The sequence below is a fragment of the Azospirillum sp. UENF 312511 genome (assembly GCF_058780635.1).
Map to the genome: position 1 here is coordinate 114,186 of NZ_JBSNCG010000004.1, position 16,456 is coordinate 130,641.

At 63.3% G+C, this 16,456-nt stretch carries 13 protein-coding genes and 1 pseudogene; 10 read left to right on the forward strand and 4 right to left on the reverse strand.

The genetic code is table 11. The features are described from left to right. Window positions 1-35: 35 nt before the first annotated feature. Window positions 36-1,985 (reverse strand): response regulator, encoded by a 1,950-nt coding sequence (locus ACWPN7_RS26270; RefSeq protein ID WP_492273503.1) that lies wholly within the window; start codon window positions 1,983-1,985, stop codon window positions 36-38. Window positions 1,986-2,964: 979 nt separating this feature from the next. Here ACWPN7_RS26270 and ACWPN7_RS26275 point away from each other — a divergent pair. The 6 genes and pseudogenes from ACWPN7_RS26275 to ACWPN7_RS26300 all read left to right on the forward strand — a co-directional run bounded on the left by ACWPN7_RS26275 (window position 2,965) and on the right by ACWPN7_RS26300 (window position 8,307). After that, on the forward strand, window positions 2,965-5,106 hold the full coding sequence (locus ACWPN7_RS26275; protein ID WP_459196400.1) for a PAS domain-containing sensor histidine kinase: 2,142 nt from the start codon (window positions 2,965-2,967) through the stop codon (window positions 5,104-5,106). A 34-nt stretch (window positions 5,107-5,140) separates the two neighbouring features. Beyond that, entirely contained in the window at window positions 5,141-5,509 is a 369-nt protein-coding gene (locus ACWPN7_RS26280) for a response regulator (RefSeq protein ID WP_456523247.1), read from the forward strand. 254 nt (window positions 5,510-5,763) lie between these two features. Further along, entirely contained in the window at window positions 5,764-6,348 is a 585-nt protein-coding gene (locus tag ACWPN7_RS26285) for a transposase (protein ID WP_459196401.1), read from the forward strand. Next, a pseudogene (locus ACWPN7_RS26290) lies at window positions 6,279-6,719 on the forward strand (DDE-type integrase/transposase/recombinase); the annotation flags it as partial. The gene ACWPN7_RS26285 and the pseudogene ACWPN7_RS26290, both read left to right, overlap by 70 nt. Window positions 6,720-7,088: 369 nt before the next feature. Next, window positions 7,089-7,544: a hypothetical protein gene (locus ACWPN7_RS26295; protein ID WP_459196402.1), complete on the forward strand. Its 456-nt coding sequence runs from the start codon at window positions 7,089-7,091 to the stop codon at window positions 7,542-7,544. A gap of 55 nt (window positions 7,545-7,599) precedes the next feature. Beyond that, complete coding sequence (locus ACWPN7_RS26300) at window positions 7,600-8,307, forward strand: CBS domain-containing protein (RefSeq protein WP_459196403.1); 708 nt, start codon at window positions 7,600-7,602, stop codon at window positions 8,305-8,307. Between the two features lie 210 nt (window positions 8,308-8,517). On the opposite strand, the gene ACWPN7_RS26305 is transcribed toward ACWPN7_RS26300, so the two are convergent. Next, the gene (locus ACWPN7_RS26305) at window positions 8,518-8,757 is read right to left on the reverse strand and encodes a hypothetical protein (protein ID WP_492273504.1); all 240 of its coding nucleotides are present in this window, start codon (window positions 8,755-8,757) and stop codon (window positions 8,518-8,520) included. 11 nt (window positions 8,758-8,768) lie between these two features. Between ACWPN7_RS26305 and ACWPN7_RS26310 the strand changes: the two genes are divergently transcribed. Next, a complete protein-coding gene (locus ACWPN7_RS26310) occupies window positions 8,769-9,311 on the forward strand; it encodes an IS630 family transposase (RefSeq protein WP_492273505.1) in 543 nt (180 codons plus the stop codon). A gap of 430 nt (window positions 9,312-9,741) precedes the next feature. Then, window positions 9,742-11,331, forward strand: coding sequence for a hybrid sensor histidine kinase/response regulator (locus ACWPN7_RS26315; RefSeq protein ID WP_492273506.1), 1,590 nt, complete (start codon window positions 9,742-9,744; stop codon window positions 11,329-11,331). Between the two features lie 184 nt (window positions 11,332-11,515). On the opposite strand, the gene ACWPN7_RS26320 is transcribed toward ACWPN7_RS26315, so the two are convergent. After that, on the reverse strand, window positions 11,516-12,157 hold the full coding sequence (locus ACWPN7_RS26320; protein ID WP_459196405.1) for a recombinase family protein: 642 nt from the start codon (window positions 12,155-12,157) through the stop codon (window positions 11,516-11,518). Window positions 12,158-12,322: 165 nt separating this feature from the next. On the opposite strand from ACWPN7_RS26320, the gene ACWPN7_RS26325 reads away from it, so the two are divergent. Together ACWPN7_RS26325 and ACWPN7_RS26330 are read left to right on the forward strand one after the other, a co-directional pair. Then, window positions 12,323-13,864 carry a transposase gene (locus tag ACWPN7_RS26325; protein WP_492273507.1) on the forward strand — a complete coding sequence of 514 codons (1,542 nt, stop codon included), beginning with the start codon at window positions 12,323-12,325 and terminating at the stop codon, window positions 13,862-13,864. After that, window positions 13,861-14,121 (forward strand): hypothetical protein, encoded by a 261-nt coding sequence (locus tag ACWPN7_RS26330; protein ID WP_459196187.1) that lies wholly within the window; start codon window positions 13,861-13,863, stop codon window positions 14,119-14,121. The genes ACWPN7_RS26325 and ACWPN7_RS26330 overlap by 4 nt, the downstream gene beginning before the upstream one ends. A 122-nt stretch (window positions 14,122-14,243) precedes the next feature. Here the strand turns inward: ACWPN7_RS26330 and ACWPN7_RS26335 are convergent, their stop codons facing one another. Continuing rightward, complete coding sequence (locus ACWPN7_RS26335) at window positions 14,244-15,986, reverse strand: SulP family inorganic anion transporter (RefSeq protein ID WP_492273508.1); 1,743 nt, start codon at window positions 15,984-15,986, stop codon at window positions 14,244-14,246. Window positions 15,987-16,456: the final 470 nt, after the last annotated feature.

The window sequence follows — 16,456 nt, forward strand, 5'->3', positions numbered from 1 at the left end:
CGCCACCGGCTACGGATCCGGGGATCGGACCGCTGTCAATTCGTCTGCCGGACGAGGCCGACAGCCTCTGCAAGAGCCTGTTCGAGGCCTTCGCGACTGTACGGTTTGGGCAGGGTCACCGCACCGGGATGCAAAAAGCTGGAATAGCCCGTTGCCATGACGATGGCGAGGCCGGGCTGCCGCCGCCGCGCCTCGTCGGCCAGGTCGCTGCCCGACAAGCCCGGCAACCCCACATCGGTCAGCAGCACATCGACCGGCCCGCGGCCCAGCATCTCCAAAGCCTCTGCGGCATCGCCCGCCTCGAGCGCGTCATGACCGAGGTCGGCCAGCATGTCCAGCGTGGTCAGGCGGACCAACGTGTCGTCCTCGACCACCAGGATCGAGAGGCGCTCGCGCGGCGGCGTTGCAGCGTCGGGCATCGCTGGAGCGGGCGCATCCAACACGTGGCGCATCTTGGCCGCCAAGGCCTCGCGGCTGAAGGGTTTGCTCAACAGCGACACACCCTCGTCCAGCCGTCCATGGTGGACAATGGCGTTGGCGGTGTAGCCGGAGGTGAACAGGACCCTTAGGGCCGGGCAGACCTCCTGCACCCGCCGCGCGAAGTCACGTGCGTTGATCGTCCCGGGCATCACCACGTCGGTGAAGAGCAGATCCGCCCTGGCGCCATTGTCCAGGAGGTTCAGAGCCGCCTCGGCGTTGGCCGCCTCCATGGTGCGGTAGCCCAGCGAGCGCACCAGCGCGACGGCGGCGGCACGGACATCGGGATCGTCCTCCACCACCAGAACCCGCTCGGAGCCGCCGCGGATATCGGTTGTTCCGCCCGGCGGTTCCTGCTCCGCTGCCCGCACGCGTGGCAGGTAGATCTTGACGGTCGTGCCGTGCCCCACCTCGCTGTAGATCTTCACATGGCCGCCGGACTGCTTGACGAAGCCGTGGATCATGCTGAGGCCCAAGCCCGTCCCCTTGTCCACGGGCTTCGTGGTGAAGAACGGTTCGAACACCCGCTCCAAGACGTCGGGCGCTATGCCGCCGCCGGTGTCGCTGACCGCCACCAGCACGTACTGGCCCGCCGAGACCTCGTCGTGGCGGGCGGCATAGGCGTCGTCCAGTTCGGCGTTGCCCGCCTCGATGGTCAGCTTGCCACGCCCCTGCATGGCGTCGCGCGCGTTCACCGCCAGGTTCAGGATGGCGTTCTCCAACTGGCTCACATCGGCGCTGGTGTCCCACAAACCGCCGGCAACGATCGTCTCGATCTCGATGGACTCGCCCAGCGTGCGCCGCAGCAGGTCGGTCATGGTCTGCACGACGCGGCCGACATTGACAACCGTCGGATTGAGCGGCTGGCGGCGCGCGAAGGCAAGCAAGCGCGAGGCCAGCGTCGCCGCCCGGTCCACAGCGGCCAACGCGTTGTCGACCAGCGACAGCTCCTCGTCGCCCAGGGCGCGGGCACGCAGCAACTGCAGGTTCGCACCGATGATCTGGAGGTGATTGTTGAAATCGTGCGCAATGCCGCCGGTCAGTTGGCCCACAGCCTCCATCTTCTGGGACTGGAAAAGTGCCGCACGGGTCTCTTCCAAGACCTCTTGCGCCCGCTTGCGCTCCGTGATGTCGCGGGTGACCTTGGCAAATCCAATCAGCTTTCCAGTGTCGTCACGGATGGGATCGATGAGAACGTGCGCCCAAAAGCGCGCGCCGTCCTTGCGAACCCGCCAACCTTCCGCCTCGAACTTCCCTTCGTTCAAGGCGATGGAGAGCGCCCGCTCCGGCACTCCGGCACGCTGATCGTCGTCGGTGTAGAAGTGGGAGAAATGCCTGCCGATGATCTCTGCGGCCGCATAGCCTTTGAATCGTTGCGCACCTGGATTCCAGCTGGTTACGATCCCTTGAGGATCGAGCATGTAGATGGCGTAATCGTGGACGCTATTGACGAGCAGTTCGAATCGCCGCTCGCCGGACAACGGCTCCCCGCTAACGCCGGTCGGCAACTCACTCTCCACCAAAATTCTCCAAAGCACATTGAACCATGGTTGGCACCCTATCGCTGTTGGTGATGCCGTTCAACGAAACCGGCCTCCGGGAACCCCAGAGTTGTTCACTGCGACGGACGGTCTGTGGGCCTCTTGCGGATTTCCTTGAGTGAACTTCCAGTCACGTGTTTTGTGTTTGGCCCGCGAGGAGTGAGGTTCGCCTTCTTCAGCCATGGATCGCGAACGGTGCGATTGCGCCGCACCCATGAGGTCCGTAGCATAGATTGACGGTGGGCGCAGAGAGCAATGGCTGACCCGAATTTCAGATCCCAGCGTCGCACCGTCTCCTAGGACTCATCGATGCCACGCTCCGCCAGAAGCTCCTCAACATCCCGGCAGCTCAACGTGAACCGGAGATAAGAGCTCCTATCAAAACCCGTGGAAAGTGGGCTGAAGCCGTTGATTTACCTCAGCCCTACCCGGTTTTGATCCGCACTCTAAAGCCAAATCGCGAGCAGAATGACGGCGGGAGGGAACTGATGGCGGGCATACAAGATCGGCAACATCCTAGTTGGAAAATGCCGCGACCCGCGGGCCGCCATCGGTCTCGTGACAACGCTCCTATAGGCCAAAGGAGTCACAGGTGCACCAACAGCGCTACGGTTTTTCAAGGTGCCCAGTTGAACCTGGGCAGGGTCAACCATGTTATTGAAATTAAGCAAGTTAATCCAAGACCACCGTGATCGGTACAAACATCTTCCTCCGACATCGCCAAGCCAACCGGCGAAAGTGGTGACTGACGACAGCAGCGTTCAAGGGCGAAACCGGAAAGTCCCTACATGCGTGGTGCGGGCACTTACTCGTGCGCTCATGTGTGCGACGGGGCCTTAACGCTCATCGCACAAGGTATGCGCTATTGTGTGATTGCGTGACCGAATCGCTATGTTAAGTGTGATGATCACATTGCTTAGCCGCCGACCCATAATGAGGACGCAGTATGAACCATTTTGAGAAGGAATCGGTTGTGGTTGATGGCGATGTTCTTACGAAAGTTGAATTCCAGCGATTTGAGCATGTTCCCGTACCTGCGTGCCTGGTGGATGCTGACGGTATGGTGCTGCAACACAATCGGCGGGCCGCCGAGCTTTTGAACGGCACGGCGGCGTTGACAGTCCCTGGCGACCGGAGATTAGGAGCCTGGCGGCTCTACACTCCCGATGGCCAACCCCTGCAATCGAACGAGACGCCCGTTGCCGAGGCCCTGCGCAGCGGTGTTCCGAAACACGACGTCGAATTGCAGCTGGAACGCCTTGATGGCACCCGACGGTGGGTGCTGCTCAGCGTCGAGCCCGTTCCTGAGCCAGCCAGCGGCGCACGGGCGATCGTCACTTTTCAAGACATCACCGCGCTCAAACAGGCCGAACTGCAGGCCCGCCAGGGTGAGGCGCTGTTCCGGGCCATCGTCGAGACCACGCCGGAATGCGTCAAGATTGTCGCTCCGGACGGCACCTTGCTGCACATGAACCCCGCCGGCCTGCGGATGATCGAAGCCGACGCGCCGGAGCGGGTGCTCGGCGCGTGCACCGTCGACCTGATTGCCCCCGAACACCGCGACCACTGGCGCGCGTGCCACGCCCAGGTGTGTGCCGGCGAACGGCTCAGCTGGGAGTTCGACATTGTCGGCCTCCAGGGCGCTCGGCGCCACATGGAGACCCATGCCGTCCCGTTGCGCCTGCCCGACGGCAGCTCGGCCCAGCTCGCGGTGACACGGGACATCACGGAGCGCAAACGCGATCAAGCGGCCCTTACGACGAGCGAACCAAGCCTGCGCGACATCCTTAATTCCCTTCCGGCCGCCGTTTACACCACGGATGCTGCGGGACACATCACTTTCTACAACGAGGCGGCGGTTGCGCTGTCTGGCCGCCGTCCGACCCTGGGCAGCGATCAGTGGTGTGTTACCTGGCGCCTGTACACGCCCGAGGGCGCGCCGTTGCCCCATGATCAATGCCCTATGGCTGTGGCGCTGAAGGAGGGGCGGCCCGTTCGCAACGAGGAGGCCATCGCGGAACGACCGGACGGCACTCGCGTGTCTTTCCTCCCCTATCCGACGCCGTTGCACGACTCCACTGGCACAATCATTGGCGCCGTGAACATGCTGGTCGACATCAGTGACAGGAAGTCTGATGAGGCCGAATTGCGTCGCCAGCGGGAAGACCTTGAGGACTTCTTCGAGAACGGAGTTGTGGCGCTGCACTGGGTCGCTTCCGACGGCACCATCCTTCGGGCGAACCGAGCGGAGCTCGACCTCCTGGGCTACAGGCACGACGAATACATCGGCCGACACATCGCGGACTTCCATGCCGACGCCGGCACCATCGGCGACATTCTGGGGCGCCTGCGCAACGGCGAGCGGCTGGACAAATATCCGGCCCGTCTCAAGGCCAAGGACGGCGACATTCGCCACGTTCTCATCAGTTCCAACGCGCAGTTCCGTGACGGCAAGCTCATCAAAACGCGTTGCTTCACCCTGGACGTCACCGACCTCCAGGCAGCCGAGCAGCGCCGCAAACTGCTGATCGACGAGCTGAACCACCGGGTCAAGAACACTCTCGCCACCGTGCAATCGATCGCGGCCCAAACGTTGCGCTCGACACCGACGCCGGACGCGTTCGAACCGACCTTCACCGGCCGCCTGATGGCACTGTCCCGCGCCCACGACCTGCTCAATCTGGAAAGCTGGCAGGGGGCATCGCTGCAGGACGTGCTGACGACGGCGTTCCTGGCGCACGACCCGGACCGCGTCACGCTGATTGGCGAGAACCTCCGCGTGCGGACGCGAGCGGCCTTGGCGCTCAGCATGGCGGTCCACGAACTGGCGAGCAACGCGGCCAAGCATGGCGCGCTGTCAGCGCCCGCTGGCCGCGTGGAGATTGGCTGGACCGTTGGTGACCGCAACGGCGCTTCTGACGTCCATTTGGTTTGGAAGGAGCGCCATGGGCCCGCGGTGATGACGCCGCCCGGCCGGGGCTTTGGCTGCCGGCTGATCGAGCGCGGCTTGGCCCACGAGCTCGGCGGGACCGCTCAGCTTGATTTTGAGCCGGACGGTTTGCGTTGTGCCATCACCTTCCCATTGTAGGGGCAAGCGGCGCGATGATGGAGGGTCCGCAAGAATGACCGCTCTGCGCGGGTGCCGGGTGTTGGTGGTGGAGGACGAAGTCTTCATTGCCATGACCATCGAAGACATCCTCGAGGCACTCGGGTGCGTCGTGGTTGGACCAGCGGCGCGCGTACAGCAAGCCTTGGAACTTGCGGGTCGCGAGCTGTTCGATGTGGCCTTGTTGGACGTCAACGTAGCGGACGAGTTGGTCTTCCCGGTGGCCGAGCTTCTGGTTGAACGGCGTGTGCCATTCGCCTTTGTCACCGGCTACGGCCGTTCCGGCTTGGACGGTCGTTACCCGAACGCTCCGGTCCTGCAGAAACCCTTTCGTGCCATTGATCTGGAGACTGTGCTGAACGACTTACTCGACCCAAAGTTATAATTTGATTGCCGCTCTATCGCGGCCGGCGCCAGCGATATCGGATGCGCTGGATGCAAGAAGGGCTGCCGAGGAGTGTTGTCAGGTTGGCGAGCGGGAGCCGCGCGTGGCAGTTTGCTGGCTATGGGGGTCACTACACGAAAGTGCGCTTCGACTTTGCGCATTTTGGGACGCTCGTCCTGTCATGCTTGGGCGTCGCAATACCGCCGGCGAAAGGTTGTTGGCTGGTCAACGTCCGACGACACCACAGGTGCCCCATGGCACACCTCGCTGTCCCCCTTCCTCCGACTTTCGTCGCTTGGCTGTGCCCCTATCTGGTCGCCTTCTCGGGGCGCACTCGATCTACGGTGGCCGCGCTCGCGGTCGGTGCGGTGCTGGCGGTTGGTCCCCGCACCGTCGCCAACCTGTTGCGCACACTCGGCTTGGCGGACGATCCCGGCTTCGCCGCCTTTCACCGCGTGCTCAACCGCAACCGCTGGTCAGGGCTGAAGCTCGCACGCACCCTGCTGAACGCCCTGGTCGGCGCCTTCGTCCCGGACGGCCCGATTGTCATCGGTATCGATCACACCCTTGAACGGCGCCGGGGAGCCCATATTCGCCCAGCCGGCCATTGCTTTGACTCCGTCCGGTCCTCGACGGAGCAGACGGTCAACCGGCTCGACCGACCGCGGCGAGAGCCGGTGATGGCGGCCATTGAGCAGGCGGCCCCGGCGGTGGACGTTGCCACCGCTTGCCGGGCGCTCGGCGTGCCGCGCGCCAGCTCCTATCGGCACCGCGACCGCCAGCGAGGCGTCGGGCCGCCGTGTCCGCTACCACGGGCCCCTCACCGCCGCGCACGTTGAGCACGCCGGAACGCCACCAGGTTCTTGACCTGCTGCATGGCGAATCCTTCGTCGATGCCGCTCCGACCCAGGTCTACGCCACGCTGCTCGACGAGGAGCGATACCTATGATCGGTGCGCACCATGTATCGCCAGCTTCCGGCCTATGCCAAGCCCGAACTGCTGGCCACTGGCCCCAACCAGGTGTGGAGGCGGGACATCACCAAGCTGAAGGGGCCGATCAAGGGCACTTGGCTGTGTCTGTACGTCATCCTCGACATCTTCAGCCGCGCCGTAGTGGGGTGGATGGTGGCCTACCGGCAGAGCGCGGCACTTGCCGAGCGGCTGATCCGGCAGACCGTGTGCAAACACGCCTTTGCCCGCGACCGGTTGCCCAATTCGTCACCTTGAAGCGCATCTTCGGGATGTGATGCCGACGGGCGTCGTTGTGCTTGTTCGGCATGCCGGGAGGGACCAATCCAGGGCAACACGCAGAGGCGCCCTTCTACATCATGACCCAGGACCGGCAAACACGGGCCTCGATGCACCAACACCGAAAGGTCAGGCTGCCGCGCCGGCGCAGCCCCGCTTCATTCGAGGAGCAATCCTAACCCGAGGCGCTACACCTCCAATCGAAAGCGATGTTTTCCCCACCTTCGCATTCTTGCCGGTTTTGCCCGTGCAGAGCACACTCATATGAAAATATGCTTTGAGCATTCATCCCTCGTACCGATGAATGTGACAAATGCTTGGAGGGCAATCATGAAGGCCGACTCCATCCCGCATGTCGTACTGGGACGCGCGGACACCGGTGAAGGCGAGAGCATGGCGGCTCACGGCGGTCCGGGTGTCTGCGCCGGTCACTACGGTATCGTGGCATGGACACCGTCCATCGTCTTGGTTGACGGCTATGTCCATGATCTTCGACCGGAGCGGCGGGAACGCTACACGCTGCGGGTGTCCGTGGATGGGCGCAGCCAAGCCGAGTGTGACGTGGACACTACCATGCCTTCGTCGCCACCAGGCGGGCGTCCCGATCAGGTGGCCATTCCGACACTGGCTCTGTATGTGCCCTCCAGACCGGTGCCACAACCCCAGGACATGCACTGGGAACAGCCCGATACTGACCAACCCTACAATCTCCGGTGGGAACTCCACGGCGTTGACGCCGAGCCGATGCTCAAAATGTACCTGACGTACCGGATCATTCCGGTGTGAGGACCAAGACACGGTCTTGAGCATCGTTGAAACTGCGAGTACAGGGAGGAAGCCCATGAAGGCTGTCGATCTGATGACCCCCAAGGTCATCACCATCGGCCCGGACGCGACCATTGCGGAAGCGGCCAGGATGATGCTGGACAATCGCATCAGCGGCATGCCGGTGGTGGATGCTGCGGGCCATGTTCTGGGCCTGATCAGCGAAGGCGACCTGCTGCACCGTGCCGAAATAGGCACCGCACGTCACCGCTCCTGGTGGCTTCGCCTGTTGAGCGGCGGCACCGAGCCGCCGGAGGACTTCATCAAATCCCACGCCGGCAAGGTTCGGGACGTGATGACCCCGAACGTCATCACCGTGGACGAAAGCGCCTTACCCGACGAAATCGTGCGGGTTCTGGAGACACGTCGGATCAAGCGGGTCCCGGTGGTGCGCAACGGCCGGCTTATCGGCATCATCAGCCGTGCCAACCTGCTGCGCGCGCTCGTCAGCGTCGCGTCGGAGCCGCCGCCGACTGCCGCGGACGACCGTGAGCTGTATGAGCGCGTGTTTTCCGCTGCCAAGGAACTGGCCTGGGATCCGCGCGCCCACGACGCCATCGTGGTGCGCAACGGCATCGTCCACCTCTGGGGCTTCGTCAGCACAGAATCACAGCGTGACGCCATCCGTGTTGCCGCTGAGGAGGTGCCCGGTGTCAAGGGCGTGGAGAACAACATCCAGGTCGTTGATCCTGTAGAAAGCGGCGCCTGGGGCGGAATAATCTAGGACAGTGCGACCCGACCGCATGGGGAGCATTGGGGGGACCGGCGACATCATACGCGCCACCCCCTTACCCCAGCCCCTCGGGTCTCGGATGGATCACCAGCCCCGATAAGTCCCCTCAAACAGATCTCCCATTGCCCGCCGCTGCAGGATCGTGAGCCGGAACTGCCGGCGGTGATGCTCCCGGTCATTGAGGATGTGGCATCGCTGGCACTACGCCGCGAGGTTCTTCGGCTTCACGTTGGGCGGGTCATGATCCCGGTGGCAGGCCGCCAGGATCACCTTGGTCTTCCGCATCCGGCAGGCATCGACCATGTCCGGCCAAACCGCTTCCTTGCCGCGGGCGTCCCTCCAGGTGTGCAACTCCGCATCGAACCAGCGGCCGTCAGGAAGCACCCGCAGCAGACGACGCTCAAGGCGATCATCCTCGCGGGCCCCGATCCCAAGCGGCACGGCTGCGTGGAGTGGACCCTGCCGATCCTGTGCGAGGTGATCGCCGAACGCTTCGCCAAGACGCTGCATCCGGCCAGCCTCTCGCGCATCGCTGGTGGGAGCGCGGGCAGCGTCCGGCCGGGCTGTGCGACAAGCGCTTCACCTCGGCTTACCTCTACGCCGCCGTCTGTCCGGCCAGCGGCGCCGACTTCGCGCTGGTGATGCCGACCGTCTCCACGACCGCCATGAGCCTGTTCCTGGACGGCTTCTCCCGGAGCCTGGAACCGGACGTCCAGGCGGTGCTCGTGCTCGATCAGGCCGGCTGGCATGGAGCATGGGCGCTGGTTGTGCCACACAACATCGCACTGGCGCCCCTGCCGCCCTACAGCCCTGAACTGAACCCGGTCGAGCGCGTCTGGCTGTACCTGCGCGAGCGCTTTCTGTCCCACCAGCTTCTGGACGACTACGACGCCGTCGTCCAGGCCTGCTGTGACGCATGGAACGCTCTCACCGTTACGCCCCAACGCCTACGCTCCCTCACCAGCTACCCATGGCTCCCGTGTGTCAGTGCTTAAGCTCGGCAGTATCAGGGGCCTTTTCGGACGTTTTGGGAACGCGGGAGGCTGTAACCAAAGCTGCTTAAAGTTCACACAGGCACCGGCTTCAGCTCCGTGGCTTTTTCGGTCTGACCTAAACCCATGGTTTCCTCCGGTCATTGGCATAACCGCCTTACCAGGAAATTGGGGCTGCGCCGAACCTGGGGCGGCTTAACCGTTTCTCCATCATTGGATGTGGCCTCCTGACGGGCGTACCAAGTTTAGCCAACTGACCAGGAAACAGAGAGCAGATCAGGAAGAGCAAAAGTACACTGCCCCCAGTGTAGTGAGAAATGCTACGCCCTCCAGTGTTACACAGCTAGGCCAGTGTTACACAGCTAGGGAGGACAAAAATTTGGCCCCAAGCACTCCACCTCGGCCGGACAACGAGTCTGCGCGGCTCGATGCGTTGAAGAGATACGACGTTCTCGACACGCCAGCTGAGGAGGTGTTTGACCGGATCACCACTCTTGCTGCCCGCTATTTCGGCATGCCCATTGCTCTGGTCAGTTTGGTGGACGAAACTCGCCAGTGGTTCAAATCCCATTATGGGTTGGAGATATCATGTACGGAGCGCCGCTTGGCTTTCTGTGCCTACACCATTTTGGAAGAGGGGGTGATGGTGGTGCCCGACGCAATGGCCGACAAACGCTTCGCCAACAATGATCTTGTGACAGGCCCACCTCATATCCGTTTCTATGCTGGTGCTCCACTCGTTGCGGAAGACCGGCATCTGCTCGGAACCTTCACAGTGATCGATCAACAAACGCATTGGGATTTCGGCCCAGATCGGCAGGGTGACCTCGCCGATTTCGCCCATTTGGTCATGCACGAGTTGGAACGACGCCGCGCTCTGGCTCAAGCCGAAGCCGCACGGGCCGAGGCGCAGCGGGCCAACAGCGCCAAGACGCGGTTTCTCGCTGCGGCCAGCCACGATCTTCGCCAGCCTTTCCAAGCTATGGAATTGCTTACCGGTGTGCTCGCCCAGCGCTTGCATGAACAGGCGGACAACTTGGCGCTGCTGGAGCGCGTGCAAGAGGCGCTGCATTCCGGCCAAGGCCTTCTCCATGGTCTGCTCGACATCGCCACGCTGGAGGCCGGAACCGTCGAGCCGACCATATCGGAATTCCGGATGTGCAATGTGGTCAAACGGTTGGTCCGTGAGATGTCGGCTTTGGCGGAGCGGAAGGGGATCAACCTGGACGTCACCGAGTGTCGCCGATCGGTACGCAGCGATCCGCTGTTGCTCGAGCGCATTCTACGCAACCTGATCAGCAACGCCATAGCTCACACGGAGCGAGGGCGAGTGCTGGTCGGTTGCCGACTGTCCGGTGTCGTACTGCGGGTGGAAGTCTGGGACACCGGGCCTGGCATCCCGCCGGACCAAATCGATCTCATTTTCGAGGAGTTCTACCAGATCGGCAATCCGGAGCGGAACAGCCGCAAGGGTCTTGGTCTTGGCCTCGCCATCGTGCGCAAGACCGCGGAGTTGCTGGGCCATCACATTGGTGTAAAGTCCACGCTTGGAAAGGGGGCGATGTTTTTCGTCGAGGTGCCACTGGCACAGGCTGAAACTGAACCCGCTGAAACCAAGGAAGTGCAGGCGCAGATTGATTTTGCCGGATGCACTATTGTCGTGATCGAGGATGAAGATTGGCAGCGTGGTGCGCTTTCCATGTTCCTGGAAAGTTTGGGCTGCCAAGTCATCGCTGCCAAATCGGCCACCGAGGCAGTCAGCCGTGTGAAAATGGAAGGCATTTTTCCTGATATCGTGGTGAGTGACTTTCGCCTCGCCGAGCGAAAGACTGGGTTGGAAGCTATTTCCACCATCCGTCTAGCGGTTGGACAGCGTGTGCCGGCTGTGCTGGTCACTGGCGATACCGATCCACAGCGGCTGCGACAAGCGAAGCGGGGCGGGTATACGCTACTGCACAAACCTTTTCGTCCAGAGGATCTGAAACAAGCTTTGGCGAAAGCCTTCATTGAACGTCGCGGATAGATACAACGTCAGCCGTATGAATGCAGGTAAGCGGCTGCGGGAGCTTTCAATCACCCACAAGCTGGAGAATGGTTTTCACGCCCAAGGTCAAACCGCGCCGGGTTTGTTGGAGGCCATGAGGGTCGGGCCAAGCCATAATGATGGTCTTCCCACCAGCCCACTGCGTAAGGCGGCGGACCAACCACTACGCAGCGCCCAGGTCTCGTACCAGTCCCTGCTCCTTGGCGCGGTCCAGCAGGTTCTTTACCGACGACCGGCTCCAGCGCAGACCGCCACGCGGCGTGCGCTGCCCCATGCCTTGCAGACGGCGGGCGATGCCGTCCAGCGTGATGCTAGGTTCGGCCCTCACCAGCCCCGCCACCATCAACACGAGGTCGTTGCTGTCGACACGCTTGGGCGCCGGATCGAGAACGTCCTGACGAACCAGCCCCACCGCGGCCAACCGGCGCACGGCGCGGATCAGGCTGTTGGGCGTCCATGGCTTTCGGTCCCACGGTCGGGTCCGCCCCTGCCCTTTCAGCGCCCGCACGACCTGATCCCATGGTGCCGTCGGGCGCAGCGCCTCGACGGTCGGCAGGAACTCTTGGGCCTGGGCAATGACCAGCTCGTCGCGGGCGGTCTCGCGGCCCTGCCGTGCCTTTTCCAGCGCCGCTGGGTCGCGTCGGCGCAGGCCGGGATTGCCGGGTTCCTTGCCCTTGGCCACCGCGGCTCTGAGCCCGGCGATGGAGCGCTCGCGGATCAGGGCCCGTTCCAGCTCGGCCGCGGCTCCCAGGACCTGGAGGGCGAAGCGCCCCTGCGGGCTGGTGGTGTCGATCGGATCGCCCAGCGACTTGTGTCAGTGCCGATTGGATACTGGCCCATCCGCAAACTCGACACTGCTGGCGAAATGCCTTGGGGATTTGCGATGGTGCAGCGCTGGTCGGGTTGAAGAGGGCTTGACCTCTCCGAAAGGACGCCAGCCATGTCCCTTCGCCCTAGCTTGGCCACTGCCGTGCCCGAGGAAACGGCCAAGGTTGCCCGGGCGGCGTTTCCCCGCGGCTGCCGGCTGATGGATGTGCGCGACAGCCTTGGGCCCGTCTTCGACGACGCCCGTTTTGCCCGGCTGTTCTCCACGCGCGGCCGCCCGGCCGAAGCCCCGTGGCGGCTGGCGCTGATCACCCTGCTTCAGTTCGCCGAGAACCTGTCGGATCGCGACGCCGCCGATGCGGTGCGAGCCCGCCTGGATTGGAAGTACCTGCTGGCCCTGCCGCTCGATGACCCGGGCTTCGACAGCACTGTCCTCTGTGAGTTCCGGGCCAGGCTCGTGGACGGGCATGCCGAGCACGAGTTGCTGGACGCGGTGCTCGCCGTGGCCATCGCCCGCCGCCTGGTTCGCCCACGGGGCCGCCAACGCACCAACTCCACCCACGTTCTGGCCGCCGTCAAGATACGCAGCCGCATCGACGCCGCTACCGAAGCGTTCCGGCAGGCATTGAACGTGCTCGCCGTCGCCGCGCCGGCTTGGCTGCTCGGCCACACGCGGTCGCACTGGGCCGATCGCTACAGCGGGCATGGCGATTGGGGGCACGCCGCCAAAGCGCGGGCCGGCCGCGACGGGCATGTTCGGGAACTGGGCGAGGATGGCCATCACCTGTTGGCGGCGATTTGGGCGGACGAGGCTCCGGACTGGCTGCGCCGGCTGCCCGCGGTGGAAATCCTACGCCGCATCTGGGTCCAGCAATTCTACCTGTGCGACGACGGCGTCCGCTGGCGCGGTCCCGCTGAAGGCTATGCGCCGTCATCACGCTTCATCAGCTCGCCGTACGATCCGGATGCCCGCTACGGACGCAAGCGAACCACAACCTGGGTCGGCTACAAGGCGCACCTGACCGAAGCTTGCGACGAAGGACGGCCGCGGATCATCACCCACGTGCAGACCGAAACCGCGCCCACCGCCGATGGCGAGGTGACGACCCCGGCCCACCGGGCTCTGGCCGCCAAAGGGCTGCTGCCCGCCCAGCACCTGGTGGACACCGGCTACCTAGACGCCGCTCTTCTGATCGAGGCCACACGGGACTTCGGCGTTGACCTGGTCGGGCCGACCCGCCCCGACCTGCAATGGCAGGCACGCCGGGGAACGGGCTTTGCCGCAGCCGCCTTCCAGGTCGATTGGGACGTCCAGCATGTGACGTGTCCCAGAGGGGCCAAAAGCTCGGGTTGGACAGCGAGCACCGAGTTCGGCTGGGAAACGGTGAAAGTGAAGTTCTCCCAGGCTGACTGCAAACCGTGTCCGAACCGCACGGACTGTGCCGGTCCGACGGCGTCCCGCCGGGTGATGACGCTGCGCGACCGACGGGAGTTCGAAGCGCTTCAGGTCGCCCGCAAGCGCGAACGGACGCCGGAGTGCTGGCCACGCCGACACAGGACGCGGCCAACACGCTGGGGTGGCGGACGCTGGACAAAGGAGCCCCGGTGTGGGCATCGGCAGCAAAGGGCATCCACAACCGGGCCGAGACCTCGCACCAACCAACCCGCCGACGCGAGCGGCAGATGAAGCGCTTCAAGTCGCCTCGACAGGTCGAGCGCTGCCTGTCCAACCACGACCCGATCGCCACCCTCTTCCACCTCCGCCGAGACCACCGCCCTGCCTCTGACCACCGCGCCGCCCGTGCCGAGACCTTCGCCACCTGGATTGAGGTCGCCGGGAACCTTTGGCCGCGTGATCGGGCCGCACCTTGGTGTCTGCACCACCACTCCGTGCCAGCTCGACAAACCGACATCAATTTGGCAGTGCCGAAGGCCACCGGCTGACCCAAAAGCAACATTAAAGCATCCTGATGTTTTGTTCACTTATGAATCCGGAGAGCTTGGTCTTGAAATAGGGTTGACCATAAAGCCGGAGCGATACGAAGCGCGAGAAGCCACTTCATCAGTTATTCCCCTAACTTTTCTATGCTGCGATCTTCCCAATCCACCCACTCCACTGGGTGCCGCTTGAGATAGTTGGCGACCGCGTCGTCAATTGTAGCAAAAAAGGCTTCCTCGCCGATCTGCGCAAAGAGCCCAAATTTCTTCATTTTGTCCTTCACAGGGTCCTTGAGTTCTGCGAACTTCAGCTCGACACCCATTTCCTTCAAAGTCTTGTACAGGTCTTCGAGAGTGTCGGCGGCAGTCACGTCCACGCTGGTGACCGGTTCCGCGGAGACGGCGAGCCAGCGTGTTGGCGTCGGTGCATTCTTCACCGCGCCCAGAGCACGCTCCTTGAAAAGTTCGGCATTGGCAAAGAACAGCGGCGCATCCCAGCGGAAGAGAACGAGTTCCGGGATCCGTCGGGCATCCGGATAGCGCGTGATATCGTGATAGCCATTGATTCCCTCGGCACGCCCAAGCACCGCGGAGTAGGGACGCCAGCCATCCCACAGGAACTCGATGACGGCTATCACGATCGCCAGCCCGATGCCGGGGATGGCGCCAAACACGGCGACGCCCACGAAACACGCGATGGACAGCCAAAACTCCCAGCGCTGGATGCGGTAGATCCGGATCAGATCATTGACCTCGATCAGGCCAATGGCCGAGGCAATGACGACTGCGGCGAGGGCAGCGGACGGTAAGTGCTGGAGCAGATTCGGCGCCGCCAGCAGCAGCAGAGCAACGGTAAGCGCGCCAACAACACCGGTCAGTTGAGTGCGGGCGCCTGCCGCCTCCGCCACTGGCGTGCGCGACGAACTGCTGCTGATCGGAAAGCCCTGAAAGAACCCAGCCGCCAGATTGGCTGCGCCCAGCCCGATCATCTCCTGGTTGGGATCGACCGGCGTGCGCGTGCGCGCAGCATAAGTGCGGGACAGGACGCTGGTGTCGGCGAACGACACCAGGGCGACGGCAGCCCCGCCGATCATGACGACCACGATATCATCGAAGCCGATCCAGGGAATTGTGAACGCCGGCAGCCCCTGGGGTAGCGGACCGAGGACCGAGATGCCAGCCCGCGTGCCCAGGTCTAGGACACCCGCGACCACGGTGGCGCCGACCACGGCCAGCAGGATGCCGGGCACGCGTTTGTAGTTCTTAAGCAGCAGGATCACCGCCAGCGTGCCACCGCCGATCGCGAAGGCAGTCCAGCTGGTCTTCCCATCCAGGATCGCTTCGGCAATCGCTGCCAAGTTACGCAACGGTCCATCGCTCTCGATGGAGAAGCCGAACAGCTTGGGCAATTGACTGATCAGCACGGTCAACGCGATCCCGTTCATGTAGCCATAGCGTATCGGCTTGGACAGCAGTTCGGTTATGAAGCCCAGCTTGGCCAGCCCCGCCAGCATGCACAGGAGTCCCGAAACGACGGCCATCATGCTGGCCAGGGCAATGGCGCGTTGCGGATCTCCGACCGACAGCGGAAGGACGATGCCAAGGATGATGGCGGCGAGCGAGGAGTCCGGCCCCAGGACTAGGATGGGGCTGGGCCCGAACAGTGCATAAGCCACCAGGGGCACGATCGTCGCGTAGAGCCCGTAGATGCCCGGCACGCCCGACGCAACGGCATACGCAATGCCGACGGGCACCAGCATCGTTGTCAGGACGAGTCCGGCGACGACGTCATGAACGAGCCAGCTTGGCTGATAGTGACGGAGCGTCAGCAGCCCTGGCAACCAACGCATCCAGCCGATTTGGTGCGACATGTGCTGAGCCCCTACGTGTATCCCCGTGGCCTAAGGAAACGGAAACTCACTCAGCTTACGCGAGGATGATCCGCCCGGTATAGCCGACTGCGGCCAGGCTTCATCGCCAGCCTAGCCACCTTTCTTCACCGGTCCGAGGAATCGACCGTAAGCCCGCCGCGGATCATCAGCCTTTGGCTGTACAGTCGTGTTCACCCCGACCGTCATGGAGGTGGTGGCGTGAAATTGCAGGGGTTGGTTGCTGACAGCATCAGATTGATGCTGAGGAACACCAGCCCAGGGCATTGTCACGCGAACGGACTCGGGGTGACGCCAAAGAACGGACGAGAAGCTGCGGCAAGAAGGCAAATCCGGAGTTTGGAGCGTGAGGGACGCAATAAGAGAACGGGACCATCCCTGAAAGCCGCAGAAATCCCGCAATCTGCGCAGTTGCGGTTCCGTTAAACTGGTGATGTCCAGTTTTTGATCGC